Annotated in this window: 20 protein-coding genes; 4 read left to right on the top strand and 16 right to left on the bottom strand. The window is 60.3% G+C overall.

What is annotated here, in order from left to right:
• Positions 1-2: 2 nt before the first annotated feature.
• From IVB13_RS25950 to IVB13_RS25940, 3 genes are all read right to left on the bottom strand, one after another.
• Positions 3-1,667, bottom strand: coding sequence for a peptide ABC transporter substrate-binding protein (locus IVB13_RS25950; RefSeq protein WP_085361104.1), 1,665 nt, complete (start codon positions 1,665-1,667; stop codon positions 3-5).
• Positions 1,664-3,367 carry an ABC transporter ATP-binding protein gene (locus IVB13_RS25945; protein WP_039798616.1) on the bottom strand — a complete coding sequence of 568 codons (1,704 nt, stop codon included), beginning with the start codon at positions 3,365-3,367 and terminating at the stop codon, positions 1,664-1,666. The genes IVB13_RS25950 and IVB13_RS25945 overlap by 4 nt, the downstream gene beginning before the upstream one ends.
• A 103-nt stretch (positions 3,368-3,470) precedes the next feature.
• The gene (locus IVB13_RS25940) at positions 3,471-3,659 is read right to left on the bottom strand and encodes a hypothetical protein (protein WP_018453189.1); all 189 of its coding nucleotides are present in this window, start codon (positions 3,657-3,659) and stop codon (positions 3,471-3,473) included.
• A gap of 386 nt (positions 3,660-4,045) precedes the next feature.
• Between IVB13_RS25940 and IVB13_RS25935 the strand changes: the two genes are divergently transcribed.
• Complete coding sequence (locus IVB13_RS25935; protein WP_247299260.1) at positions 4,046-5,371, top strand: FAD-binding oxidoreductase; 1,326 nt, start codon at positions 4,046-4,048, stop codon at positions 5,369-5,371.
• 115 nt (positions 5,372-5,486) lie between these two features.
• Positions 5,487-5,963, top strand: a complete 477-nt coding sequence (locus IVB13_RS25930; protein ID WP_018453188.1) for an Lrp/AsnC family transcriptional regulator — start codon at positions 5,487-5,489, stop codon at positions 5,961-5,963.
• Positions 5,964-6,056: 93 nt separating this feature from the next.
• On the opposite strand, the gene IVB13_RS25925 is transcribed toward IVB13_RS25930, so the two are convergent.
• The gene (locus tag IVB13_RS25925; protein ID WP_026232478.1) at positions 6,057-7,433 is read right to left on the bottom strand and encodes an aspartate aminotransferase family protein; all 1,377 of its coding nucleotides are present in this window, start codon (positions 7,431-7,433) and stop codon (positions 6,057-6,059) included.
• Positions 7,434-7,749: 316 nt separating this feature from the next.
• Here IVB13_RS25925 and IVB13_RS25920 point away from each other — a divergent pair, with 316 nt between their 5' ends.
• Positions 7,750-8,439, top strand: coding sequence for a haloacid dehalogenase type II (locus tag IVB13_RS25920; RefSeq protein WP_018453186.1), 690 nt, complete (start codon positions 7,750-7,752; stop codon positions 8,437-8,439).
• Between the two features lie 238 nt (positions 8,440-8,677).
• Here the strand turns inward: IVB13_RS25920 and IVB13_RS25915 are convergent, their stop codons facing one another.
• From IVB13_RS25915 to IVB13_RS25905, 3 genes are all read right to left on the bottom strand, one after another.
• Positions 8,678-10,135, bottom strand: a complete 1,458-nt coding sequence (locus IVB13_RS25915; protein WP_018453185.1) for an NAD-dependent succinate-semialdehyde dehydrogenase — start codon at positions 10,133-10,135, stop codon at positions 8,678-8,680.
• Between the two features lie 242 nt (positions 10,136-10,377).
• Positions 10,378-10,734 carry a cupin domain-containing protein gene (locus IVB13_RS25910; protein ID WP_018453184.1) on the bottom strand — a complete coding sequence of 119 codons (357 nt, stop codon included), beginning with the start codon at positions 10,732-10,734 and terminating at the stop codon, positions 10,378-10,380.
• A 14-nt stretch (positions 10,735-10,748) separates the two neighbouring features.
• Positions 10,749-11,672, bottom strand: a complete 924-nt coding sequence (locus tag IVB13_RS25905) for a glyoxylate/hydroxypyruvate reductase A (RefSeq protein WP_018453183.1) — start codon at positions 11,670-11,672, stop codon at positions 10,749-10,751.
• 271 nt (positions 11,673-11,943) lie between these two features.
• On the opposite strand from IVB13_RS25905, the gene IVB13_RS25900 reads away from it, so the two are divergent.
• The gene (locus tag IVB13_RS25900; RefSeq protein ID WP_018453181.1) at positions 11,944-12,822 is read left to right on the top strand and encodes a GNAT family N-acetyltransferase; all 879 of its coding nucleotides are present in this window, start codon (positions 11,944-11,946) and stop codon (positions 12,820-12,822) included.
• A 239-nt stretch (positions 12,823-13,061) separates the two neighbouring features.
• Here the strand turns inward: IVB13_RS25900 and gabD are convergent, their stop codons facing one another.
• The 9 genes from gabD to acs form a co-directional block, all read right to left on the bottom strand.
• Positions 13,062-14,540 carry an NADP-dependent succinate-semialdehyde dehydrogenase gene (gabD, locus tag IVB13_RS25895; RefSeq protein ID WP_018453180.1) on the bottom strand — a complete coding sequence of 493 codons (1,479 nt, stop codon included), beginning with the start codon at positions 14,538-14,540 and terminating at the stop codon, positions 13,062-13,064.
• 62 nt (positions 14,541-14,602) lie between these two features.
• Complete coding sequence (locus IVB13_RS25890; protein WP_085361111.1) at positions 14,603-15,529, bottom strand: alpha/beta hydrolase; 927 nt, start codon at positions 15,527-15,529, stop codon at positions 14,603-14,605.
• A gap of 4 nt (positions 15,530-15,533) precedes the next feature.
• The gene (locus IVB13_RS25885; protein ID WP_085361112.1) at positions 15,534-17,456 is read right to left on the bottom strand and encodes a CoA-transferase; all 1,923 of its coding nucleotides are present in this window, start codon (positions 17,454-17,456) and stop codon (positions 15,534-15,536) included.
• Entirely contained in the window at positions 17,456-18,577 is a 1,122-nt protein-coding gene (gene phaC / locus IVB13_RS25880) for a class III poly(R)-hydroxyalkanoic acid synthase subunit PhaC (RefSeq protein WP_247490884.1), read from the bottom strand. Before phaC ends, IVB13_RS25885 begins: the two co-directional genes overlap by 1 nt.
• A complete protein-coding gene (locus IVB13_RS25875; RefSeq protein WP_039798611.1) occupies positions 18,574-19,248 on the bottom strand; it encodes a poly(R)-hydroxyalkanoic acid synthase subunit PhaE in 675 nt (224 codons plus the stop codon). Before IVB13_RS25875 ends, phaC begins: the two co-directional genes overlap by 4 nt.
• Positions 19,249-19,269: 21 nt before the next feature.
• Positions 19,270-20,442, bottom strand: a complete 1,173-nt coding sequence (locus tag IVB13_RS25870) for an iron-containing alcohol dehydrogenase (protein ID WP_018453175.1) — start codon at positions 20,440-20,442, stop codon at positions 19,270-19,272.
• On the bottom strand, positions 20,439-21,053 hold the full coding sequence (locus tag IVB13_RS25865; RefSeq protein ID WP_026232477.1) for an adenylate kinase: 615 nt from the start codon (positions 21,051-21,053) through the stop codon (positions 20,439-20,441). Before IVB13_RS25865 ends, IVB13_RS25870 begins: the two co-directional genes overlap by 4 nt.
• Positions 21,054-21,074: 21 nt before the next feature.
• Positions 21,075-21,602 (bottom strand): inorganic diphosphatase, encoded by a 528-nt coding sequence (ppa, locus tag IVB13_RS25860; protein ID WP_018453173.1) that lies wholly within the window; start codon positions 21,600-21,602, stop codon positions 21,075-21,077.
• Complete coding sequence (gene acs / locus IVB13_RS25855; RefSeq protein ID WP_240543312.1) at positions 21,599-23,653, bottom strand: acetate--CoA ligase; 2,055 nt, start codon at positions 23,651-23,653, stop codon at positions 21,599-21,601. Before acs ends, ppa begins: the two co-directional genes overlap by 4 nt.
• Positions 23,654-23,659 lie beyond the last annotated feature (6 nt).

Here is a 23,659-nt window from a genome sequence, read left to right as displayed (position 1 = left end):
CGTCAACTCGCCCAAGACCAAGCCAGCGCGTTCCAGGATTCGGTGCGCGTGTTGACGTTCGGCACGACGCCGGAAATGCCCTTCTTGTTACCCTGGACCGAATTGGTCTGGTACAGCGGCAGGAAGGGCAGGTCGCGGCGAACGAGCTCTTGTACGCGACGGTAGATCGAGCGCCGCGCGTCCGGATCGAAGCTGCGAGCGCCTTGGTCGAGCAAGGCATCGACCTCTGGATTTGAATACTGCGCATTATTCGAACCACGCCCGCCCTTCGCTGCAATCGCACGCGAGTGCAAGCGATTGGTCACGTCCGGGTCGGCGCCGATCAGATACGTGCTGCCGACGATCACGGAATCGAATTGCGATTGCTGCCAGAACTCGCCCCACATCACCGCGGCGGGCAAGTTCGATATCTTCATCTCGACGCCCAACTGAGCAAATGTCTGCTGCAAGAACTGCTGCACCTGCTCGCGAAGCGGATCGCCTGACGTGGTCGAGCTGGCAAAGGACAGACGGACGCCGCTTTTGGCACGAACGCCATCCCGCCCGGGCGCCCAGCCGGCTTGGTCGAGGATCTGGCGCGCGCGGTCCAGATTGTATGCGTGTGCCGGAAGATTGGGGTTATAGTAGGTGGACTGCCTCGGCATGAAGGTCTCCGTCGGAGTCGGCACGCCGTAATAGAGCCCCTGGATGATCGATTCCTTGTCGATGGCTGCGTAGAGCGCCTCACGGACTGCAAGTTCCTTGAACTGTGGACGCTCCAAATTCAGGTAAAAGGACTCGAATGAAGCCTTTGGGACCAGTGTCACCACTCGGTTCGCCAGCGCCTTGGCTTCCTCGTAATGATCAGCTGTGATGTACGGCTGCCCCATCAGGTCCACATCACCGCTCTTGAACTGAGTGTAGAGGACGGTGAGATCGGGAATGTATTTGAAGATCAGCTTCTCGATGTGTGGGCCTTCTCCGAAATATTCGGGGTTAGCCACGAGTTCGAGATGATCGCCTGCAACCCGCTTACCCCATTTGAATGCGCCGGTGCCGACCGGCGCCTGGTTGAAGGCGGCGTTGTTTGGATTGGCCTCCTTCTCGAGGATGTGCTTGGGCACGATGAAGGTTTCGGTCAGGAACGAAAGATAAGGCGCAAAAACCTGTTCCATTCGCCACGAGATCTCCGTGGGCGAGATCACCGTGATGTCGCGCACGAGGGCATGGCCAGCTGTGCGCCAACTCCGGAAGGCGGGATTGGTGATCAGTTCGAGGGTGAATTTCACATCCTCGGCCGTGAAGGGTTTGCCGTCGTGCCAGCGCACACCGTCACGCAGACGGATGCGCCATTTGAGGCCGTCCTCCGAAATGCCGCCGTTCTTCTGGTTCGGTACTTCGACGGCAAGGTTGGGCTCAATCTCACCCTTTGGGTCGATCCGGAAGAGCGCGTCGAAAACCGAGAAATGCACACCATCATCGACTTCAATGTGCGCCATCAGCGGATTGAAGACGGTCGGCTCTTGTCCAAGTCCGACGACGATGCGACCGCTCGGTTTGGCGGGGGCCTTCTGAGCGAAGGCGGGCGTACCCAACAGGCCTGGTGCAGCGAGGCCGGCAGCCCCGGCCACCATCAATCGAAGTGCATTGCGCCGTGAATAGCTCGAGTCAAAATAGGCTTCCGTCATGACCTCTCCTCGTTCTTGGCTGTGTCCCGCCGGTATTCATTGACTCCCGCGAGCGCGCGAGCGCCCCTTGGCTGCTCGCCGGGGATGGCAGCGACGAGCTCGCGCGTGTAGGCGGATTTCGGGTCCAGGAAGATCTGCGACGGCGGTCCGCGTTCGATGATCTGTCCTCGATGCATGACGGCGATCTCATCGCAAATCTGGCTGGCAACGCGCAAATCATGCGTGATGAAGATCATCGAGACGCCGGTCTCCCGCTGAATCTGATCCAGCAGCTTCAGGATTTGGGCCTGGATCGAGACATCAAGCGCGGAGACGGCTTCGTCGGCGATCAGCAGTTGTGGTTTGAACATCAGCGCACGGGCGATGCCGACGCGCTGGCGCTGACCGCCGGAAAATTCGTGCGGATAGCGGTCGAAGGCGCCTGAATCCAGGCCGACATGGGACAGAAGCTCCCGCGCCCGCTCACCAGCCTCTCTGTGCGGCACGCCATGCGCGACCGGCCCGACTGTGAGAATTTGCCCGACCGTCGAGCGCGGGTTGAGCGACGCAAAAGGATCCTGGAAGATCATCTGGATTTTTGGCCTTAGCGGCCTAAACTCGGCCTCGGTAAGCCGGGCGACGTCGCGGCCTTCGAAGAAAATCGAGCCACCGTCGCTCTCCATGAGCTTGATCAGCAGCCGCCCGAGCGACGATTTGCCCGAACCGCTTTCTCCGACAACGCCTAGCGTGCGGCCCTGCGTGAGATCGAACGAGACACCATTGACCGCAGGCACGATGCGCTGCGTACGGAAAAGCGCACTGCCGCTACGATAGGTCTTGACCAGACACTCGACCTTCAGGATTGACGCCCTGTCGGCGGCTTCCAAGGGATTGCGGTCCTTGCCGGTCAGGTGCGGCACGGCCGCGATCAGGCGGCGCGTATAGAGGTGACTGGGCGACTTGAGCACCTGCTCGGCACTGCCTTGCTCCACGCAATGACCCTTCTCCATCACCACAACGGAATCGGCAATCTCCGCCACGACTCCAAAGTCATGGGTGATGAACATCACGCTCATTCCCTTGCGGCGCTGAATGTCGCGGATCAGTTTGAGGATCTGCGCCTGCGTCGTCACGTCGAGGGCGGTCGTCGGCTCGTCCGCAATCAGGATCGCGGGCTCAAGAGCCAGAGCCATGGCGATCATCACCCGCTGCCGTTGCCCGCCCGAAAGCCGGAATGGATACTGGTGATACATGAGTTGCGGATCGGGAAGGCCGACCTCAACCAACAAGTCTATGGCGCGGCTGCGACGGGATTTCGCGGTCCCAACGTCGTGCGCTGCCATCACTTCCTCGATCTGCGCGCCCACGGTCATCAGCGGATTGAGCGCTGAGAGCGGATCTTGAAAGATCATCGAGACGACGCGGCCGCGAAGGTTGCGGAGCTTATCGGGCGAGATGGCTACGATGTCGGTCCCATTCAGGTCGATCGAACCCGAGGCAACACGTATCGCCTTGGGCAGAAGCCCCATGATCGCATTGGCTGTGACCGACTTGCCCGATCCGGACTCTCCAATGATGCACAGTATCTGACCCCGCTTCAGATCAAAGGAGACGTTCTCGACGGCGTGAGCCCGCTCCATCCCGGCCGGCAGGCTCACGGTCAGTTCGCGCACCGAGAGTGCCACATCTTCCGAAGCTACAGCCTGAGAGGCAGAGGCCATTTGAACAGTCTCCCCTTTCAACGGCGTTGGGTCATTCTGCTGCGGATTGGCTCTTCGGCCATTGTTGCCGCCGCGACGATCGGACAGGTCGAAAATTCGCCGCTCATTTTGCCATTCCCTGTTCGGAGAGTGCGACATGATTCAAAGCTTGGTGCTCGACAGGAAAAAGCTGTCGCTCAAGCCAAAACATCGGACGAGCGGCCAACTCGATCACTGAATCGAAGTTCGTGGAGCTAACAGTCCCATCCAGCTTGATTGCTCTTGTGGAGGTCTGTTCCTGGACAAGGCTCATCCAGCGTCCCTTTAGAACTTCTGCCACTGATCGACATTGACCCGGCATTCGCGAGTTTGACTGCTTCAATCACCCCAGAGTCGCCGAAACGCGCCGTATGGGCAGCAGGAAGTTCTGAAAACGAAGTGCCATCTGGCATTTCAGTCTGCGCCGCGACGAGAGAACTCTCAGGCGGCCTGCCTTGTGCACGGCACGGCTGCACGCGCTCAACGCCTGATGCCCTGGTGCTTTGGCGAATGAGGTGGGCGCGAGCAACGTGTTCTCGCAATAATAGCTTGAACAGTAGTCGGCAAACCGCAGAATATTCCGTCTAATCACAAATTCCCGCAGAGCACCTGCCGCGAATGCTCAGCTACGATAGGTCAAACGCCGGGAGTCCTCGCTTCATGAGTGCGCCGCTCATCCATATTGAATCAAGCCCGTCTCTGCCTCAAGAGGCTGACGTCGTCGTCATTGGCGGCGGCGTGGTGGGCGTGTTCACGGCTTACTATCTCGCCCGCCGCGGCGTTAAGGTCGCCTTGCTAGAGAAGGGGCGTGTCGCCGCCGAGCAGTCCAGTCGCAATTGGGGATGGTGCCGTCAACAGAATCGCGACGCACGCGAGCTACCGATCGCCACCAAGAGTCTCGATCTTTGGGAGAGAGTAGCACAGGAGACCGGGGAAGACACGGGCTTCCGCCGCTGCGGGCTTCTCTATCTGTCGAATGACGAGAATGAGCTGACCTGCTGGGCGAAATGGCGCGATTTTGCAAAGACGGTCGGCGTTACGACACACATGTTGAGCACGAACGAAGCTAGCGAGAGAGGCAAAGCGACGGGCCGCAAATGGAAAGGCGGCGTCTCCTCTCCAACCGACGGAACGGCAGACCCTTCGAAGGCTGTGCCCGTGGTCGCGCGTGCGATGATGACGGCGGGCGGCACGGTGCACCAGCACTGCGCCGCTCGCGGCATAGAGCTCCGTGCCGGCCGGGTGAACGGCGTAGTGACCGAAATGGGCACAATCCGGACCAACACGGTGGTCATGGCAGGAGGGGCCTGGGCCTCTTCGTTCTGCAACCAGCTCGGCATTCGCTTCCCACAGGCGTCCGTGCGCCAGTCCATTCTCGCCGTGGCTCCTGGCGCGGCGGGTCTGCCCGACGCCCTGCACACTGCAGTCGTGTCGCTCACGCGGCGTAGCAGCGGCGGGTACACGCTGGCGATAAGCGGGCGCGCGCGAGTCGATCCAACGCCGCAGCAATTCAGGTTCGCCCGCGAATTCGTGCCGATGTTTGCTCGCCGCTGGCGCAGTCTCGCCCCTGGAGCATTCGAGGGCATGCGCCAAGGTCATGAATCCTTGGCGAAGTGGGCGCTCGATGAGACGACCCCGATGGAGCTGAACCGGACACTTAATCCCCGTCCCGACATGCGGCAGATTCGGCTGACACATAAAAGAGCTTGCGAATTGCTGCCTGAACTCCGTCGCGTCGCAATCTCCAATGTCTGGGCCGGCTATATTGACAGCACACCGGATGGCGTTCCCGCCATCGGTGAGGTGGGGGCGATTCCGGGCTTTATCCTTGCGGCCGGGTTCAGCGGACACGGTTTCGGGATTGGTCCCGGCGCAGGGCACCTGATGGCGGACATCATTACTGGTACTGCACCGATCGTCGACCCGCGTCCATACAGGCCGGAGCGGCTGAAAACGGGTGCCTGGGGCAAGGTCGCCGAGTTCTGAAAAGCAATCTCTCCGCCCGGTGGGAAAGGATGCTGGTTGGTGCTATGACAGTGCGTATGACGCTGAAGCCTCAAAGCCTTGACGCCGCTATGGCTCCCATCTCATGGCATTGCCTATGAAGCTCGATAAGATCGACATCAGGATTTTATGCGAACTGCAGAAGAACGGGCGGACTTCCAACGTCGAGCTCGCAGAGCTGATAAACCTTTCCCCGAGCCCGTGCCTGATGCGCGTCAAGAGGCTCCAGACGGAGGGCTTCATCACCGGCTATTCCGCCCAGATCGACGTCTCCAAGCTCGGACAAACTCTGACTGTGTTCGCCGAGATCACGCTCAAAAATCATCGCCAGATCGATTTCGCGCGCTTTCTCACGACCATCGAAAAGATAGATTCGGTCGTCGAATGTCATCTGGTTTCGGGCGGATATGACTACCTGGTGAAGTTTATCACAGCGGGAATCAGCGAATATCAAGCGCTGATGGAACGTCTCGTCGAGATGGATATCGGAATCGACAAATACTTCAGTTTTGTCGTGCTGAAGTCCCCGATCGTGAAATCCCATCTGCCTCTCGAAAGCATATTCAATAGCTGAAGAACAATCCTCCACCCCGGGGAGCATGGGCAGATCGCCGGGCCGGCGCTACGGCTCAGGCTTTTTCTGGCCTCGGAATGACAGGCGCAGTGATTATCCTTTCATCGCCGCGCGGACGTCCCTGTCTTCGAGGGTTTGGTCGAGCGTCATGCGAGTTCGTTCGATGATGCCGTCGATGTCCGCATCCGTGCAGCAGAGCGGGGGCGCAAGACCCAGCACGCCCTGGGCAAAGGCGCGGATGACGAGACCGTTGTCCCATGCGCGGTCGAATATGCGGCGCGCGGCGTCAGCTTCCGCCGGCAGGGGCGTCTTGCGCTCCTTGTCCGTGACGAGCTCGATTGCGGCCAGCATGCCGCGACCACGGACATCGCCGACAAGTGGATGATCGGCAAGCGCGCGAAGGCCTTCCATCAGGCGGTGCCCCGCCTTTCGGCCGTTTGCCAACAAGCCATTTTCGTAAAGATCCAGGCACGCGAGCCCGACCGCTGCACTGACGGGATGCGCGGAATAGGTGTAGCCGTGGCCGACGGCCGTCTTGCCGGCTCCGTCCGCAATCGTGTTGTAGACGCGGTCGGACATGAAAACGGCTCCCATCGGCACATAGCCCGACGTCAGACCCTTTGCGGTGGTCATGAAATCCGGCACGACGTCGTCTTCTTCGCAGGCGAAAAATGGGCCGACACGACCAAAGCCAGTGATGACCTCATCGACTACGAACAAAATATCGTTCTCCTTGCAAACGGCGTGCATGGCTTTCAACCAAGATGGCGGTGGCACGAGGACACCCCCTGATCCCTGAATTGGCTCGACGTAAAAAGCCGCAATGCGATCTGCGCCAAGTTCGGCGATCTTGGCTCGCAGGGCCGCGACCGACGCAGCAATGATAGCCTGAGGATGGGAACCGACAGGATTACGATAGGTATAGTGCGACGGAATTTTGTGCTGCCAGCTATAAGGTACCCCAAAGCCCGCATGAAAGGCGGGGATCGCGGTCAAGCCGGACCCTGCCGTCGACGATCCGTGGTAGCCATGCTCGACGGAAATGAACTGATCCTTCTGCGGCGTACCCTTGGCATGATAATAGTACCGAATAAATCGGATTGTGCTGTCGACGGCATCGGAGCCACCTAGCGTGAAGTAAACATGGTTCAGATCGCCAGGCGCCAATTCGGCCAACCTGGCGGCCAGCCGGATGGCCGGATCGGAGCCCAACCCGAAATAGCCCGTCGCGTAAGGCAGCTCGCGCAACTGCTTCGTGGCAGCTTCAACGATGCTCTCTTGTCCGTACCCGACGTTGACACACCACAGACCAGCAAACCCGTCGAGCAATTGATGTCCCGATGCATCGGTCAGGGTCGCGCCCTTCGCTGATCTTAACACCCGCACACCCAAGGCCTCGTGACCGCGATAGGATGAGACCGGGTGAACCAGATGTGCGCGGTCCAGCTCGATCAGCGAATTGCTCAACATTTCGGCCTCCATATCAACCCGAAACGCAAAGTAGGATATCGACGACAGCAGTTCCTCCCAAGCTGCGCCTGAGCCAAAGGAGTTTTGACTTTCGTTTTTGATCGACGCCGCATCTTATACCGCGGCGGCGTCCGCCGCGTGGCGGTGCTGTTCAACTCGAAAGGTTGCTTGGCGCAACTCTCTGCCAAGGCTTCGAGCCGATACGACACAATCTGCTTCCGGCTCCAGCGAAAGCGGCGCTTTATCTTACGCGATGCTCATTATGATGCTTGTCGTACTGGCACGCGGTGCCGAGAGGATTGGAGGATACCACGACATGACCGAGTTCCGACCGAAATATATCACTTTCGATTGCTACGGCACGCTGACGAATTTCGACATGGCCGGTGCGGCAAGGCGAGTCTACGGCTCCCAGCTTTCTGCCACGACGATGGCAAGTTTCATCAAGGATTTCGCCGCCTATCGCCTGGACGAAGTTCTTGGCGCGTGGAAGCCATACTTCGAGGTCGTGCATAATTCGGTAGAGCGCGCGTGCAAGCGCAACGGTGTCGTATTTCGGCCGGAGGATGCCCAGCGCATCAATGAAGAGATCCACACATGGGGTCCACACCCCGACGTCCCGGCGGGTCTGGCCAAAGTTGCCAGGGAGATTCCGCTGGTCATCCTGTCGAATTCCATGAAGAACCTCATCATGTCGAACGTCGAGAAGCTCGGCGCGCCCTTCCACACGGTCATCACGGCCGAGGAAACCGGCGCCTACAAGCCGCACATGAAAGGCTTTGAATACATGCTGGACAAGCTTGGCTGCGGTCCGGAAGATATCACCCACGTCTCATCCTCCTTCCGCTACGACCTGATGACAGCCTACGACCTGGGCATCAAGAGCAAGGTGTGGGTGAACCGCGGTCATGAGCCCGCGAATCCCTTCTATGAATACACTGAGGTCGCTGACATCGGCGGGCTCGCCGCCGCAGTCGGCTTGGAGCCCCTTCGAAGAAGTGCGTGAAGGCGTATCCTTTTCGGGCTCTTTCGCGGCACGTAGACCTTCGAAAATTTCAGTAGAGACTGTTGCGTGATGAATAAAGGGGGCGGTTCAACCGCTCCCTTTTTCTGTGTTCGAACTACTCATCCGACAGAATTGTGTTACTTCGCTGTCGAGGCATCATGGTGTTGTCGCGCGGATGCGGTCCGCCGCAAAATCGGAGAACCCTTCGATTCCTCTCCTGAAACCAGGAATCGCCCCCTTATTCCAATCCGCCGACATGAAGCGTTTTGATCTCAAGATATTCATCTATCCCGAGCTGGGATCCTTCGCGCCCCAGCCCGGACTGCTTTACACCGCCGAACGGCGCGACCTCGGTCGAGATCAGGCCGGTGTTCAGGCCCACCATGCCGAATTCCAGCGCCTCGGCAACGCGCCACGAGCGCTTGAGGTTTTCAGTGTAGAAGTAGGCGGCAAGGCCGAAGGGCGTGCCGTTCGCGATCGCGATCGCTTCGTCCTCCGTCTCGAAGCGGAAAAGCGGCGCGACTGGTCCGAACGTCTCTTCTGAGGCCAAGAGCATGTCAGTCGTTGCCTCACCGAGCACGACGGGGCGCGCATACTGCCGACCTTCCGGCATACGTTCGCTCTGCGAGATGATCTTCGCGCCTTTGTCCAGGGCGTCTGTGACGTGCCGCTTGATCTTTTCTATCGCCGCGCCATTGATCATTGGTCCGATTTCGACACCTTCTTCGGTGCCGGCACCGACCTTCATTTTTGCGACCCGGCTGGCGAGCCTTTTCGCAAAGGCATCGTAAACGCCGGATTGCACCAGAATGCGATTGGAGCAAACGCAGGTCTGTCCGCCATTACGAAACTTCGACGCAATCGCGCCCTCGACGGCCCGGTCAACATCGGCATCATCAAAGACGATGAACGGCGCGTTGCCGCCGAGCTCGAGGCTGAGCTTCTTGATGTTGGCGGCGGCGCCTTTCATCAGCAATGCGCCGACGCGAGTCGACCCGGTAAACGAGATCTTGCGGACAGTTTCATTGTCCATCAGTTCCTGGCCGATTTCCGCGGGCATGCCCGTCACGATATTAATCACGCCCGCCGGGATCCCTGCCCGCTGCGCAAGAACGCCGATCGCGAGCGCCGAAAATGGCGTAAATTCAGATGGCTTGATGACCACGGTGCAGCCCGCAGCAAGCGCAGGTGCCACCTTGCGCGTGATCATGGCGTTAGGAAAGTTCCAGGGGGTGATGATCCCGCAGACGCCTACCGGCTCTTTCAGCACCAGAATGCGGCGATCGGCAGTGGGTGAAGGGATGGTCGATCCGTTGATCCGGCGTGTCTCTTCCGCAAACCATTTTACGAAGGATGCCCCATAGCGGATTTCTCCGAGCGATTCAGCAAGCGGCTTACCCTGTTCCAGAGTCAGCAAGAGCGCCAGATCCTGCTCATGCTGCCGCATCAGCTCATACCAACGCTCCAAAAGTGCCGCGCGTTCTGCATGAGTAGTCTTCTTCCAAGCTTTGAACGCATCAGCCGCAGCGTTGATTGCAGCCGCAGTCTCGTTACGCCCCATATCGGGGATGGTACCAAGGACGTTCTGGCTGGCAGGATCAATGACATTGGCAGTGGCTTTCGCGCTCGCATCTCGCCAATTGCCGCCGATCAGCCCTTGCTGGCGAAACAGATCCTTGTCCTTCAATGCAATCATCTACATGTTCCTTTGCCTTCGGGCCCAACTCCGCCATTCCTGCTTGCCAACCGAGCAGGTCTGCACTACGAGAACGCTCTTGGATTTGCGACTGGCGAGCAAAGCCGGCTCATTTGAGCAATAAAGGCCGCACACCGCATTTTTTCATCGAGAATTGCCTGACGGCGCTGAAGCCGGTCAGGCGCGACTTTGAAAGTCGATTGTTCTGCCAAGCCAGATTTCGACCGCTCTGAGCATTGCGCTCAGTCATAAGCGCTGACGTAGATCTTTCGCACGGTCTCGATCGTGCGCCAGACGCCGACAAAGCCCGGTTTCATCACGAAGCTGTCGCCGCCGCGGTAAGTCCTGGTCTCACCACCCTTTTCCTCAATTTCGATGAGACCCGAGATGATGTGGCAGAACTCGTAAGTGGTGCCTTTGATGGAATGGGTCTCGCCGGGCGTTGCTTCCCAGACGCCGGTCAGCACCTTCTCGGCTTTGGAGGCGTCCTGCGCCCAGGTCTTGAAGGATGGATTGCCCGAAATGAGTCGTTCCGGAGCAGGCAAGGTGTTCTTTGGTGCGAAGTCCGGATTGGTATCGATAGTAATCAGAAGTGACATGGCATTATCCCTGGTTAATAGCCGAGTGTTCGATCGACAAGCCCGATCGGATTTTTTCCCGCGCGGTGGCGCCTGATGTTTTCTACGACGGATTGTGCCGCCGTATGCGGTTGCGTCACGGATGCGATGTGCGGCGTTATCATGACCTTCGGATGTGCCCAGAGCGCATGGCCTTCCGGCAGCGGCTCGGGGTCAGTGACATCGAGCATAGCTGCCGCGAGGCGGCCGCTGTCGAGCGCCTCGATGAGTGCGGCCTGATCGAGCTGCGGGCCGCGGCCGAGATGCAGCAGTCGCGCTCCCATCGGCAAAAGCGAGAAGAGTTTTGCGTTCAGGAGGCCGCGGGTTTGCTCCGTCAGGGGCAGAAGACAGACGAGAATATCCGTTCCTCTCAGGAAACTGCCTAGCCGATCGTCGCCATGAAAGCAGGTGACGCCCTCGACTACCTTTTTGCTGCGGCTCCATGCGGCAAGAGAAAATCCAAAGGGCTTGAGGCGATCGATTGCCGCTTGCGCCAGCATCCCAACGCCCAGGAAACCCACGCGGCGTTCGGTCGCCTGTGGAGTGACAATATCTTGCCACTCGCCCCTTCTCTGCTGCTCCCGATATGCGAGCATCTCGCGATGGAGCGCCAGCACGCCAAGCACGACGTATTCCTGCATCATGCGTATGATGCCATCCTCGACCATACGCACCAGCATCACATGATCGGGTATGATCTCGGGCACGAACTGGTCGACTCCGGCACCGATCGAAAAGAGCACCTCCAAATTGCGATAACGCGAGACGTCGTCCGGCACGTTCCAGGTCAGCAGATACCGCACCTTTTCCGGGTCGATGCTTTTCCTACCCTGGTAGAATTCAAGATCGGGGAGCTCGCGCGCAAATATCTGGCGGAAAATTGCGCCCCGAGCGGCATCGGAATTGAAAAGAAACCCCATCTAGGGACCCTTCGTGTCACGCGGCGAGATGCTCGATGACTTGTTGGCGCGCAGCGAGCTCGCCGGGCATCTACAGCCTAGCGGCAAGCAGAAGCTTTCTCTGCCGAATATCGGTGCGCTATATGCCGAACATTTCGAACACTTGCACCAAAACAGGTGAAACCTGCTGGCTTTCCGTGCAATGCTGCGGCAAACACGTCTGCTGTCGCAACTGGGCAGCTAAAGCACGACAAGCCATAGACGTTGGCATTCCGCGAAGGAATGAACTGAGATGGGACGATCCGTACGCCTGAAGTCCTTCGAATTGGTCGCGCGCGACATTCGAGACGTTGATGTGAAGCTGCTCCACGCGCTCTCGATTGCCGTCGGCTGGCCGCATCGGCCAAAGGACTGGGATTTCCTGCGCCGCGCCGGTCAGGGCATCGTCGCTGTTGACGGCATCGGGCGCGTTTTCGGAAGTGCGATGTGGTTCCCCCACGGACACGAATTCGCCACCATCGGCCTGGTACTCACATCGCCGCGCACCCAAGCACAAGGTACCGGCCGATGGCTGATGGAACAGGTGTTCGAACGGTGCGAGGATCGGAGTCTTGCCCTGAACTCGACCGATGCTGCCTATCATCTTTATCTGTCGCTGGGCTTCACCAAGGAAGCGGTCGTGTATCAGTGGCAGGGAGAGATCGTATCACCCCTTCCACCGACATCAGTTCTGGATGGCGAATTGAGGTCGGCGTCAGCCGAAACTCTCAATGAGATTGCGGCGCTGGATGAGCGCGCATTCGGCACGAGCCGCCGGGAGCTGCTTGCTCTGCTTTCGGAAGGTGCGTCAATCTGTGTACTGCGCCGCGACGGCAAGACCGTCGGCTACTCCATGAAGCGCGAATTCGGGCGTGGTCACGTGATCGGTCCCATTGTCGCCAGCAATGATTATGACGCGATCCATCTCACGGCCGTGCATCTTAAGGATCTCACCGGCCGTTTCGCCCGCGTCGATACCCGGGAGCAAACGGGCCTGTTTGCTGACTATCTTCAGCAGAGCCGCCTCGCGATCAGCGAGACGGTCACAACCATGTCCAAGGGGCGGCGATTCCTCAACCGAAAGGAAAACGAGCCGTGGGTCTACGGATTGGCCGCTCACGCGTTGAGCTGAGCTGTGAAGCGAATTGTTAGTGGCGCCTGTCCCACGAATATAAATGATAACGACCACTTATTCGGCAACTTCGATTCCGGAGTGTCAGAAAAATTTTCGCGGCGAATTTCGATATTCCGAGCAACAAAACTAAACCGCTGAATGTTGCGACTATTCCCTACGTGGCCGCTCCCTCCCCATTCAAGCTACGGCCCGAAACGGTTTCCGCCCATGCGTTGTTCCGCGATGCCGGCAGCCGCTCAAGTGGCCGAACTCTGGATGATACCCATGCAGAGGTATTTGATTTCCAGATAGTCCTCGATGCCGTATTTCGAACCCTCACGGCCGTTGCCGCTCTCCTTGACGCCGCCGAACGGTGCAACCTCGGTCGAGATCAGGCCTTCGTTGATACCGACGATGCCGTACTCGAGCGCTTCGGCAACGCGCCAGACCCGTCCGATATCGCGGCCGTAGAAATAGGCCGCAAGTCCGAACTCGGTATCGTTCGCAAGGCGGATCGCTTCCTCTTCAGTCTTGAAGCGGAATACGGGCGCGACCGGGCCAAAAGTTTCCTCCCGGAAGATCAACATGTCCGGCGTGGCGTCCGCCAATACCGTCGGTTCAAAGAACGTGCGGCCAAGCGCATGGCGCTTCCCACCGATGGCGACGCGCGCTCCCTTGGAAACCGCATCGGAAACATGCTCTTCGACTTTCTCCACGGCGGCGATGTCGATCAGCGGACCAATCGCGACGCCGGGCTCGAACCCGTCACCGATCTTGAACGCACTAACCGCCTCAGCCAGACGCGAGACAAACAAATCGTAGATCTTGTCCTGCGCAAGGAAGCGATTGACGCAAACACAGGTCTGGCCGGCATTGCGGTATTTCGAAGCCATCGCGCCCTTGACCGCGGCATCGATGTCCGCATCGTCGAAGACGATGAACGGCGCGTTGCCGCCGAGCTCCATCGATGTCCGCTTCACCGTCGACGCGCTCTGCGCCATCAGCTTCTTGCCGATTTCGGTCGAACCCGTGAATGTCACCTTGCGTACGATCGGATTGGAGGTCATTTCGCCGCCGATCGCCGACGCCGAACCTGTGATGACGGACAGCACACCTTGAGGGACGCCTGCCCGCTCCGCCAGCAGCGCAAGCGCCAGCGCGGACAGTGGTGTCTGGCTTGCCGGCTTGACGACCATGGTGCAACCCGCCGCCAGGGCCGGGCCCGCCTTGCGCGTGATCATCGCGGCCGGAAAATTCCACGGGGTGATTGCGGCACAAACGCCGATCGGCTGCTTTAGCACGATGATGCGTCGGTCGGCCGTGAACCCCGGGATCGTATCGCCATAGACGCGTTTTGCTTCCTCGCCGAACCACTCGACGAAGCTTGCGGCATAGGCGATCTCGCCCTTGGCTTCAGCAAGCGGCTTGCCCTGCTCCGCCGTCATGATCGCACCGAGATCGTCCTGGTTCGCCATCATCAGATCGAACCAGCGTCGCAGGATCACGGCGCGCTCTTTCGCGGTACGGGCTCGCCACGCCGGTAGCGCAGCGTTGGCGAATTCGATCGCCCGCCGGGTCTCGGCCATCCCCATGTTGGGGACATGTCCGACCACGGCGCCGGTCGAGGGATTATCGACCGTGATGGTGGCGCCGTTATCGGCGGCTACCCACGCACCTGCCACCGGACAGGCATCGCGCAACAGGGTCGGATCTTTGAGCGTGAGTTTCGAAGCCATGATGAAGACAGCCAGGTTGGAATTAACACGTTATAATGCAGTTCGGCATGAAGCATTCAGCGCTAAGTGGAGTCGTGGCCGCTCAGAAACTGCGTCACGACCTCGATCTGTTCGTCAGCGATCAGGGCCGGCGCATGCCCGCAGTCCGCGACGGTGTGAACGCGGACATTGCGATTGCGCCGCATCATGTCCTTGAGGACGCCTTCGGAAAGCAAATCCGATTGCTGCCCGCGTATGACCAGAATGGGGACATCGATCGCATCCCAGTATTTCCAGAGATCGACGCTGTAGTGCCAAGGGTTTCGAAAGGCCTGAGCGATGTTCGCATCGCACAGCGGCTTGAAGCAGCGCCCCTCCACGCTCCAGGCCACGCTATGCGTTGTCAGATGCCGCCAGTGCACATCCTCCAATCGCCCGAAAGGCGCCAGAACCCGCCGGTAGTAGCCTTCGGCCTGTTCGATCGTCTCAAACGATTTGGGCGCCTCGTTGAGATTGGCACCGAGACGAAGCAATCCGGTCCAGGGCAGATAGGGTCCGATGTCGTTGATGACGATGCGACGGATCGGACTGCCCGGAAGGGCAGCCAGCACCATCCCGATCAAGCCGCCCAGCGACGTTCCAACCCAATCGATCTCCGTTGCACCAAGAGCTGCCATCAACACGGTCATGTCGCTGCAATATTGCGGCAAGGCATAGTCGCTGCTGTCGTGCAGCCGTTCGCTTTGTCCGCGGCCCGGCAAGTCCGGGCAGACGACCTGCCGCCCTGCCATTGCGAGAACTGCGGCGAGGTGATCGAAGTCCCGGCCGTTTCTGGTCAAGCCATGGACGCAGAGCACCGGCCGCACCGCGGGCGCGGGCCCCCAATCCGTGAATGCGATACGATGGAAGCTGCGCCGGGTCAGCCCGCGCACCGATCCGGTGCGGTCGGGCGCCCTCTGCCGTCCTTCAGGCCAGTCCGTGGGGCGCAACTCGGTGGATTTCAGCCCCATCGGTCTATTCGACAAACCGGTGGGCGTCGGCCGAGGTTTCGAAGATATGCGGCGCGACGTCGCGGCGGGCCAGCGCGTCGCCGAGCTTCAGGCGCATGAATGCGCTGGTGGTGTAGCGCGAGGCATGATCGTAGCAGGTCCGCTCGACCTCGGCGGCCATTGAAAACCATTTCTCCGTCATGTCGGGAGCGATGTAAGACGAATCGTAGTTGACGACTGCGGAAAACCGGCGTCCGACACGATGGAAGAGTTCGAGGATCGACGCCCGGATTACCTCGACGTCGGCATCTCTATGGACCCGATAGCCGTCAAGTCCGAGAAAAAGCGTGTTGCGATCGGCATCGTACGACAGCCGCTCCGCCAGCGGCCGATTGAGCAGCCGGTCGTCGAGCTGCATCAGGGCCTCGCTGAACAGCGAAACATCCATGGATTTCGGCGCGCGGATGATGGGCCGAAAGCCCATGAGCGCGAGAATGTCGCGCTCCATATCGATACCCGGCGCGATCTCGATCAGTTCGAGACCCTCGGGAGTGAGGCGGAACACGCATCGCTCCGTCACATAGAGAACGGGCTGCCTGTTGGTTGCGGCAAGCTGGCCCGAAAACGTGATCTGATCCACCTTGTCGATGAATTTCGAGGACTTGCCTTCGCTGAGGATCTTGAGCTGACCATCCACGACCGACGTCTTGAGCCCACCGGTGGTGAAGGTGCCTGCGAAGATCAGCCGGCGCGCATTCTGGGATATGTTGATGAAGCCGCCGGCGCCGGCCAGACGGCCATTGAACAGGCTGACGTTGACGTCGCCGCGGCCATTGACCTGAGCCATGCCGAGACAGGCCAGATCGAGCCCGCCGCCGTCGTAGAAATCGAACATCTGGTTCTGGTCGATGATCGATTCTGCATTGATCGAAGCACCGAAATCGAGACCGCCTTGCGGAATACCGCCGATGATGCCGGGCTCGGCAGTCAGCGTCACAAAGTCGAACAGCTTTTCTTCGGCGGCAACCGAGGCGACTCCCTCCGGCATGCCGATGCCGAGATTGACCACGCCGCCCATCGGCAATTCCAGGGCGCAGCGGCGCGCAATGATCTTGCGGTTATCCAGCGCCATCGGAACATTGCGATCGGCCGGCGCGCGCAATTCGCCCGAAAATGCTCCGTTGTAACCCGTGGCATAGGTCTGGACATGGTTTTCGGGCTGCGCAACGACGACGCAGTCGATCAAGACGCTCGGAATTTTGACGTGACGCGGATTGAGCGAGCCGGAGGCGGCGATGCGCTCCACCTGCGCGATGACGAATCCCTTGCAGTTCTTGGCGGCCGTTGCCAGCGCCAGATTGTCGAGGGTCAACGCCTCTTTTTCCATCGAGATGTTGCCGTTGTGGTCGGCGGTGGTACCTCTGATGATCGCAACGTTGATGGGAAATGCCTTGTAGAACAGCCATTGTTCGCCGTCGATTTCGATCATCCGCACCAGCTCTTCGGTGGTGCGCGCATTCAGCTTTCCGCCACCATTGGCCGGATCGACGAAGGTGCCGAGCCCGACCTTGGAGAGAAGCCCGGCCTTGCGCCCCGCAATTTCACGAAACAGATGCGATACGCATCCGAGCGGCAAGTTATAGGCCTCGACGTGATTGTCGACCGCCATCCGGGCGAGCTTCGGAACCAGGCCGAAATGTCCGCCGACCAGGCGTTTGATCAGGCCGGGATGCGCCAGGCGGTTGAGGCCGCGATCGGCGCCGTCTCCCGGCGCCGCCGCGAACACCAGCGAAAGGTCCCGCGGCTCTCCGGTCTGCACGAAACGCCGCTCCAGCGCCTTGATGATTTCATCGGGCGTTCCCACGCCGACGAAGCCGGACGAGGCGACGGTGTCACCGGAACGGATGATGGCAACCGCCTCGGCGGCGTCGACGATCTTGTTGCGCATCAGGCTTCACTTCCGGGATTGGCGTCGCGGGCGACCAGCCAGTCGGCAATGCTCTGGCTCAGCTTGCCCTGCGATTTGCTGGAGACGAACAGGCCGACATGGCCGCCGGGCAGCGGAATTTCGGTGTAATCCGTGCTGCCTATCTTCGCTCCGAGCGCGCGCGAGCAGTCCGGCGGAATGATATGGTCATCCAACGCAAAAACATTCAGCACGGGAGCCGTGATAGACTTCAGATCGACCCGACGGCCGGACAGTTCAAAGCTGCCATCGACCAGGCGGTTCTCCTGGTAGAGATCCTTCAGCCACTGCTTCGCCGCTCCGCCAGGATGATGCGGACGGTCCGCGAGCCACTTTTCCATGCGGAGGAAATTCATGAACTTGGCCTCGTCATCGACGACGTCGATGAGATCGACATTGTATTTCGTCAGTGAGCGCATCGGCGTCATCATCGAGAACACCGAGCTCATGAACTCGCCCGGCAGCACGCCGTAAGAATCGACCAGCTTGTCGATGTCATCAGGATCGAGGCTGCGGGTCCAAAGGTTGAGGAAGCCGTGGTGCGCGGCCTTGTCCTTGACATCGGCATGGAAGTCGATTGGGGTAATGGTGATGACGAGATTTTTGACCTTTTCCGGATGCAGAGCGGTGTAGCACGTCGTAAAGACGCCGCCTTCGCAGATGCCGAGCAGCGTGATCTTGTCATGGCCGGTTTCCTGCGCGATGCGGTCGACTGCGGCATCGATGTAGTCATCGACGTAATCATCAATTTTCAGCCATCGCTCGGTTCGGCCCGGCTGGCCCCAGTCGATCAGCCAGAGATCGAGCCCTTTTGAGAGAAGGCTGCGCACCAGCGAGCGGTCAGGCTGTAAATCAGCCATGGTATACCGCCCGATCAGGCCGTAGGCCAAAAGGACGGGCGTCTTCGCCGTCGCTTCCGCCATCGGCTCATAATGGAACAGCTCGACCTTGTCGCGGCGCATCATGAGATGCTTCGGTGTCGTGCCGATGGCGACGTCTTCATCCCGCGTATTGGCGATCAACTGTGTCGCCTTGAACATCTTCTCGGCGTTGGCCGCCATGTCCCGGGCGAAGCGCGAGGTTTGGTTCTCCTGATCGCTCATCGTGCGGCTTCGCTCTTCTGGTCGCGGATCTGGCGGGCGAGCGTACGGACTTCTCGGCGGAGTTCGGTCAATTGCTGCGTCACGTCGTCGAAATCCTTGCGGGTCGGCAGCCCCAACATGGCTGACGCGGCCTCAGCGACATCATCCTGCCGGCTCCGTAACTTCAATCCCGCCTGCAGCAGTTCCTTCTGAGCTTGCAAGAAGCCGTCGGTGCGCTGATTCCGGATCAGTTCCTCGTTGGAGATTTCGCTCCATTTGGCGAACGCCTCGCGCCACTCCGGATGCGGGGAGCCATCGCTACCGGTGGCGGACATCGTCTCGTAAAACCGCTTCGACGCTTCAGGCCATGGAGCGGCAGCAACCGCATTGTAGCTCGCAAGCCGCTGGCGCATCTCGATCCAGGCCCCAAAGGCCAACGCCATTTTCCGGTCGATGTCCCAGACGTCGGCCAGCCGCGGCCCCTGCGCCATCCGCTCGATCGCTGCCGACAGTTCGTTGCCGTCGCCAAAACCACCCGGCTTTTCCGACAGACGCGCCAGCATGAACGGTGCCATCGACCCCGACCACGCCTCGACCATGCGGTTCGAGGATTCGGCCATCGTCTGCCACAGCTTCGCCCATTCGAGGCCGGGATCGGAATCAGCGGAAGCCGATTTGTCGTTCTCGCTCATGCTGCTCACTCTTTGTGCCGCTCAGGCCGCCGCGCGGTTGCCGAACGCCTCGGTGTAGATCGCCAGCGCATCGTCGAAGCTCAATTCCCGCGGATTGTTCACGAGAAGCCGCGTCTGCTTCATCGCATCCTCGGCGAGCTTCTTCAGGTCGCCCCTCGCAATGCCGACATCGGCCAGCGAGGCCGGCACGTTGCAATCCCGGCAGATCGCCGCGATCGCATCGACGAACAGCCGTGCCCGCTGGCTGACGCTCATTCCTTCCGATTTGGGATCGACGATCGGCGCCAGTTCGGCGTAGAGGCCTTCCGCCTCCGGCAAATTGAACCGCAGCACCTGGGTCAGCACCAAGGCATTCGACAGGCCATGCGGCACGTGGAACAGCGCGCCGATCGGATAGGCCAGCGCGTGCACGGCGGCGACCGGGGAATTGGCGAACGCCATGCCGGCCAGCATCGAACCCAGCAGCATTTGCGACCGCGCTTCGAGATTAGATCCGTCCGCACAGACCGTCCGGACATTCGCCGACAGCAGGGCGAGAGCCTGCCGTGCCAACTGGTCCGACATCGGATTCTTCCGGTGCTTGCTGGTATAGGCTTCGATCGCATGGACCATGGCGTCGATGCCGGTCGCCGCGGTGACATGCGGCGGCAGGCCGAGCGTCAGCTCCGGATCGAGGATCGCCCAGTCCGGGAGCAGGCGGGGCGCAACGACGCCCTTTTTCTCGGTCGTCGGCGTGGTGACGATCGCAATCGGGGTCACCTCCGAGCCCGTTCCGGCCGTTGTCGGCACCAGCAGCAGCGGAAGGCGTTCGCCCTTGGCAAGGCCGACGCCGTAGATATCTTCGAGGCGATCAGGCGTTTTGGCCAGATAGGCCACCAACTTCGCGGTATCGAGCGCGCTGCCGCCGCCGATTGAGGCAACCAGCTCGATGTCCTTGTCACGACACAGTGCGACCGCCCGCTCGATGATATGCGACGGCGGATCCGCCTCCACATCTTCGAATATCGTCAGTTCGCAGCCGCCGGCAACCAGGCCAGCCTCGGCGTTTCTGGTCAGGCCTGCATTGCGTACGCCCTTATCCGTGACCAGCAGAACACGTTTTGCCCCGTATCCAGCGACCAACTCCGCCAGCTTTTTCGATGCGCCTGCCTCGAACAGGATGTTGGGGGGTGCCTGGAAGGTAAACGCTTTCATCTGACATCACTCCTGATCTGATCGGACGTTACTGCCGCAAGCGCCGCGGCGAGCTGTTCGGTCACGGCGTCAATCGGCTGCAAACCGTCGACGACGTTGAGCAGTCCCTGCGACCGGTAGTATTCCGTGACCGGCGCGGTTTGCTCGCGATAAACGCCGAGCCGGGTCTTGAAGACCTCGGGATTATCGTCGCGGCGCACCGGCTCGCCTCGGCTTGCCGCATCGTCGGCGCGCCCTTTGATGCGGTCGAGCAGCGCATCTTCGTCGACCTCGAGCTCAAGCACCGCATCGAGCTTGATGCCCCGGGTGGCGAGTTCCTGATCGAGCGCTTCGGCCTGCGCGACCGTGCGCGGGAAGCCGTCAAGGATAAAGCCGCTTACCGCATCGGAATGGTCGATACGATTAGCGATCACCGATACCACGACGTCGTCGGGCACAAGTTCACCCCGATCCATGATGTGCTTGACGCGCAATCCCGCAGCCGTGCCTTCCGCAACCGCCTGGCGCAGCATGTCGCCGGTCGACAATTGCGGGATCGCAAATCGAGTGACGATCCTCGTCGCCTGCGTGCCCTTACCTGCGCCTGGCGGCCCCAACAGAACCAGTCTCATATCATTGCCCATATCTCGGTTTCAGCTCTTTGCCCGCGCGATGGCCTCGACGATCAGCCGGCGCGCTTCGGCACTGTCGCCCCATCCGATCACCTTCACCCACTTCCCCGGCTCCAGATCCTTGTAGTGTTCAAAGAAGTGCTGGATCTGCTCGATCGCGATCTGCGGCATGTCGGCGATCCCGTTGACGTGTGCGTAGCGCATCGTCAGTTTCGGCATCGGCACGGCGATGATCTTCTCGTCGCCGCCGCCCTCGTCATCCATCTTGAGCACGCCGATCGGCCGCACATTGATTATGGCGCCAGGAGCGATCGGCCGCGAATTGGCCACGAGCACGTCGATCGGATCCCCATCGTCCGAAAGCGTGTGCGGAACGAAGCCGTAATTTCCGGGATAGCGCATCGGCGTATACAGGAAGCGGTCGACGAACAGCGCGCCCGCCGCCTTGTTCATTTCGTATTTGATCGGTTCACCGCCGATCGGAACCTCGATGATGACATTGACGTCCTCCGGGGGATTGTCGCCGATCGAAATCGCGTCGATATTCATTTCCGCGCCGCCTTTTGGCTATGGCGGTTTTTGATGAGATCATCGACCACCGCCGGATCCGCCAGGGTTGAGGTGTCCCCGAGCGCGCCGACTTCGTCCTCGGCGATTTTGCGCAGAATACGACGCATGATCTTTCCAGAGCGGGTCTTGGGCAGGCCCGGCGCAAACTGAATGACATCGGGTGCGGCGATCGGTCCGATCTCCTTGCGGACCCAGGCCACTAGTTCCTTGCGCAACTCTCCGGAGGGCTCCGCATCCGACATCAAGGTGACGTAGGCGTAGATGCCCTGCCCCTTGATGTCGTGCGGAAAACCGACAACAGCGGCTTCGGAAACCTTCTGATGTGCGACGAGCGCGCTTTCGACTTCGGCTGTCCCCATGCGATGACCGGATACGTTGATGACGTCGTCGACGCGGCCGGTGATCCAGTAGTAGCCGTCGGCGTCGCGCCGGCAGCCATCGCCGGTGAAATACTTGCCCGGATAGGTCGCGAAGTAGGTCTGCATGAAGCGCTCGTGGTCGCCGTAGACCGTGCGCATCTGGCCTGGCCAGGAATCGGCAATGACGAGATTGCCTTCGCATGCGCCGGTCAGCACGGCACCACTTGCGTCCACCACTTCCGGCATCACTCCGAAAAACGGCAGGGTTGCCGAACCGGGCTTCAAAGCCGTCGCGCCGGGAAGCGGCGAGATCAAGATGCCGCCTGTCTCGGTCTGCCACCAGGTATCGACGATCGGACAACGTCCATCGCCGACCACGCGGTGATACCAATCCCACGCTTCCGGATTGATCGGCTCGCCCACCGAGCCGAGCAAGCGCAGCGACGCACGGCTGGTCTGTTTGACCGGCTCTTCCCCCGCACCCATCAACGAACGGATCGCGGTCGGCGCGGTGTAGAAGATGTTGACCTTGTGTTTGTCGACGACCTGCCAAAAGCGCGATGTTGAGGGATAGTTCGGGATCCCCTCGAACATCAGCGTGGTCGCGCCGTTGGCCAGCGGCCCATAGACGATGTAGCTGTGGCCGGTGACCCAGCCGACATCGGCGGTGCACCAGTAGATGTCGCCGTCGTGATAGTCGAACACATACTGGTGCGTCATCGACGCAAAAACGAGATAGCCACCCGTGCTGTGAACGACGCCCTTTGGAGCACCGGTTGAACCCGACGTGTAAAGAAGGAATAGCGGATCCTCCGCGTTCATTTCGACCGGCGCGCAGTCGGCCGAGGCCTTTGCCACCTCGTCCGCGTACCAGACGTCGCGGCCGTCGACCCAGTCGATGCCACCGCCGGTGCGCTTGACCACGATCATCGTCTTCACGATGCCGGCCACCTTCTTCAGCGCATCGTCGGCATTGACCTTCAGCGGTACCTTGCGCCCGCCGCGCAGCCCCTCATCGGCGGTGACCAGGACTTTGGACTGGCAGCCCTCGATACGTCCGGCCAGGGCATCCGGCGAGAACCCGCCGAACACGATGGAATGGACCGCCCCGATTCGCGCGCAGGCGAGCATGGCATAGGCGGCTTCCGGAATCATGGGCAGGTAGATCGTGACGGTGTCGCCTTTCTTCACACCGTGACTTTTCAGGACATTCGCGAAACGACAGACCTGATCGTGCAACTCCGCGTAGGTGATGTGCCTGGATTCGGCGGGATCGTCGCCCTCCCAGATGATCGCGACCTGACCGGCACGCCGGGCAAGATGCCGGTCGATGCAGTTCATCGCCACATTCGTGGTGCCGTCCTCGAACCACTTGATCGAGACCTTGCCGGGCGCAAAGGAGGTATTCTTCACCTTCGTGAACGGTTTGATCCAGTCGATCCGCTTGCCATGCTCCGCCCAGAAAGCATCCGGCGTCGACACCGACGAAGCATACATGCTGCTGTATTTCGCAGCGTCAGCATGAGCCCGCCGTGCCCAGCCGGCCGGCACGTCATGGATCAGCGTATCTGACTTTTCCGTGCCCACCTTGGAGCCTCCCCGACGCACTGCGATGCGATTGTCTTGATCGGATGATGCATCGTCCGCGCTCGGAACGCGTGCAGGCAACATCCTGTG

This window comes from Bradyrhizobium sp. 17, from assembly GCF_023073515.1.
GTDB lineage: Bacteria > Pseudomonadota > Alphaproteobacteria > Rhizobiales > Xanthobacteraceae > Bradyrhizobium > Bradyrhizobium canariense_D.
The sequence above is the reverse complement of the archived record's forward strand: the minus strand, read 5'-3'. Positions and strand labels throughout refer to the sequence as shown.

Excerpts from the sequence above, each read along its gene's own strand:
- IVB13_RS25885 (WP_085361112.1), bottom strand. The coding sequence starts at position 17,456 with ATGCGCAACAAGATCGTCGACGCCGCCGAGGCGGTTGCCATCATCCGT.
- IVB13_RS25890 (WP_085361111.1), bottom strand. The coding sequence starts at position 15,529 with ATGGGGCTGAAATCCACCGAGTTGCGCCCCACGGACTGGCCTGAAGGA.
- IVB13_RS25920 (WP_018453186.1), top strand. The coding sequence starts at position 7,750 with ATGACCGAGTTCCGACCGAAATATATCACTTTCGATTGCTACGGCACG.
- ppa (WP_018453173.1), bottom strand. The coding sequence starts at position 21,602 with ATGAATATCGACGCGATTTCGATCGGCGACAATCCCCCGGAGGACGTC.
- gabD (WP_018453180.1), bottom strand. The coding sequence starts at position 14,540 with ATGGCTTCGAAACTCACGCTCAAAGATCCGACCCTGTTGCGCGATGCC.
- IVB13_RS25925 (WP_026232478.1), bottom strand. The coding sequence starts at position 7,433 with ATGTTGAGCAATTCGCTGATCGAGCTGGACCGCGCACATCTGGTTCAC.
- IVB13_RS25945 (WP_039798616.1), bottom strand. The coding sequence starts at position 3,367 with ATGGCCTCTGCCTCTCAGGCTGTAGCTTCGGAAGATGTGGCACTCTCG.
- IVB13_RS25930 (WP_018453188.1), top strand. The coding sequence starts at position 5,487 with ATGAAGCTCGATAAGATCGACATCAGGATTTTATGCGAACTGCAGAAG.
- IVB13_RS25875 (WP_039798611.1), bottom strand. The coding sequence starts at position 19,248 with ATGAGCGAGAACGACAAATCGGCTTCCGCTGATTCCGATCCCGGCCTC.
- phaC (WP_247490884.1), bottom strand. The coding sequence starts at position 18,577 with ATGAGCGATCAGGAGAACCAAACCTCGCGCTTCGCCCGGGACATGGCG.
- IVB13_RS25915 (WP_018453185.1), bottom strand. The coding sequence starts at position 10,135 with ATGATTGCATTGAAGGACAAGGATCTGTTTCGCCAGCAAGGGCTGATC.
- IVB13_RS25900 (WP_018453181.1), top strand. The coding sequence starts at position 11,944 with ATGGGACGATCCGTACGCCTGAAGTCCTTCGAATTGGTCGCGCGCGAC.
- acs (WP_240543312.1), bottom strand. The coding sequence starts at position 23,653 with ATGTTGCCTGCACGCGTTCCGAGCGCGGACGATGCATCATCCGATCAA.
- IVB13_RS25910 (WP_018453184.1), bottom strand. The coding sequence starts at position 10,734 with ATGTCACTTCTGATTACTATCGATACCAATCCGGACTTCGCACCAAAG.
- IVB13_RS25950 (WP_085361104.1), bottom strand. The coding sequence starts at position 1,667 with ATGACGGAAGCCTATTTTGACTCGAGCTATTCACGGCGCAATGCACTT.
- IVB13_RS25870 (WP_018453175.1), bottom strand. The coding sequence starts at position 20,442 with ATGAAAGCGTTTACCTTCCAGGCACCCCCCAACATCCTGTTCGAGGCA.
- IVB13_RS25905 (WP_018453183.1), bottom strand. The coding sequence starts at position 11,672 with ATGGGGTTTCTTTTCAATTCCGATGCCGCTCGGGGCGCAATTTTCCGC.
- IVB13_RS25940 (WP_018453189.1), bottom strand. The coding sequence starts at position 3,659 with ATGAGCCTTGTCCAGGAACAGACCTCCACAAGAGCAATCAAGCTGGAT.
- IVB13_RS25865 (WP_026232477.1), bottom strand. The coding sequence starts at position 21,053 with ATGAGACTGGTTCTGTTGGGGCCGCCAGGCGCAGGTAAGGGCACGCAG.
- IVB13_RS25935 (WP_247299260.1), top strand. The coding sequence starts at position 4,046 with ATGAGTGCGCCGCTCATCCATATTGAATCAAGCCCGTCTCTGCCTCAA.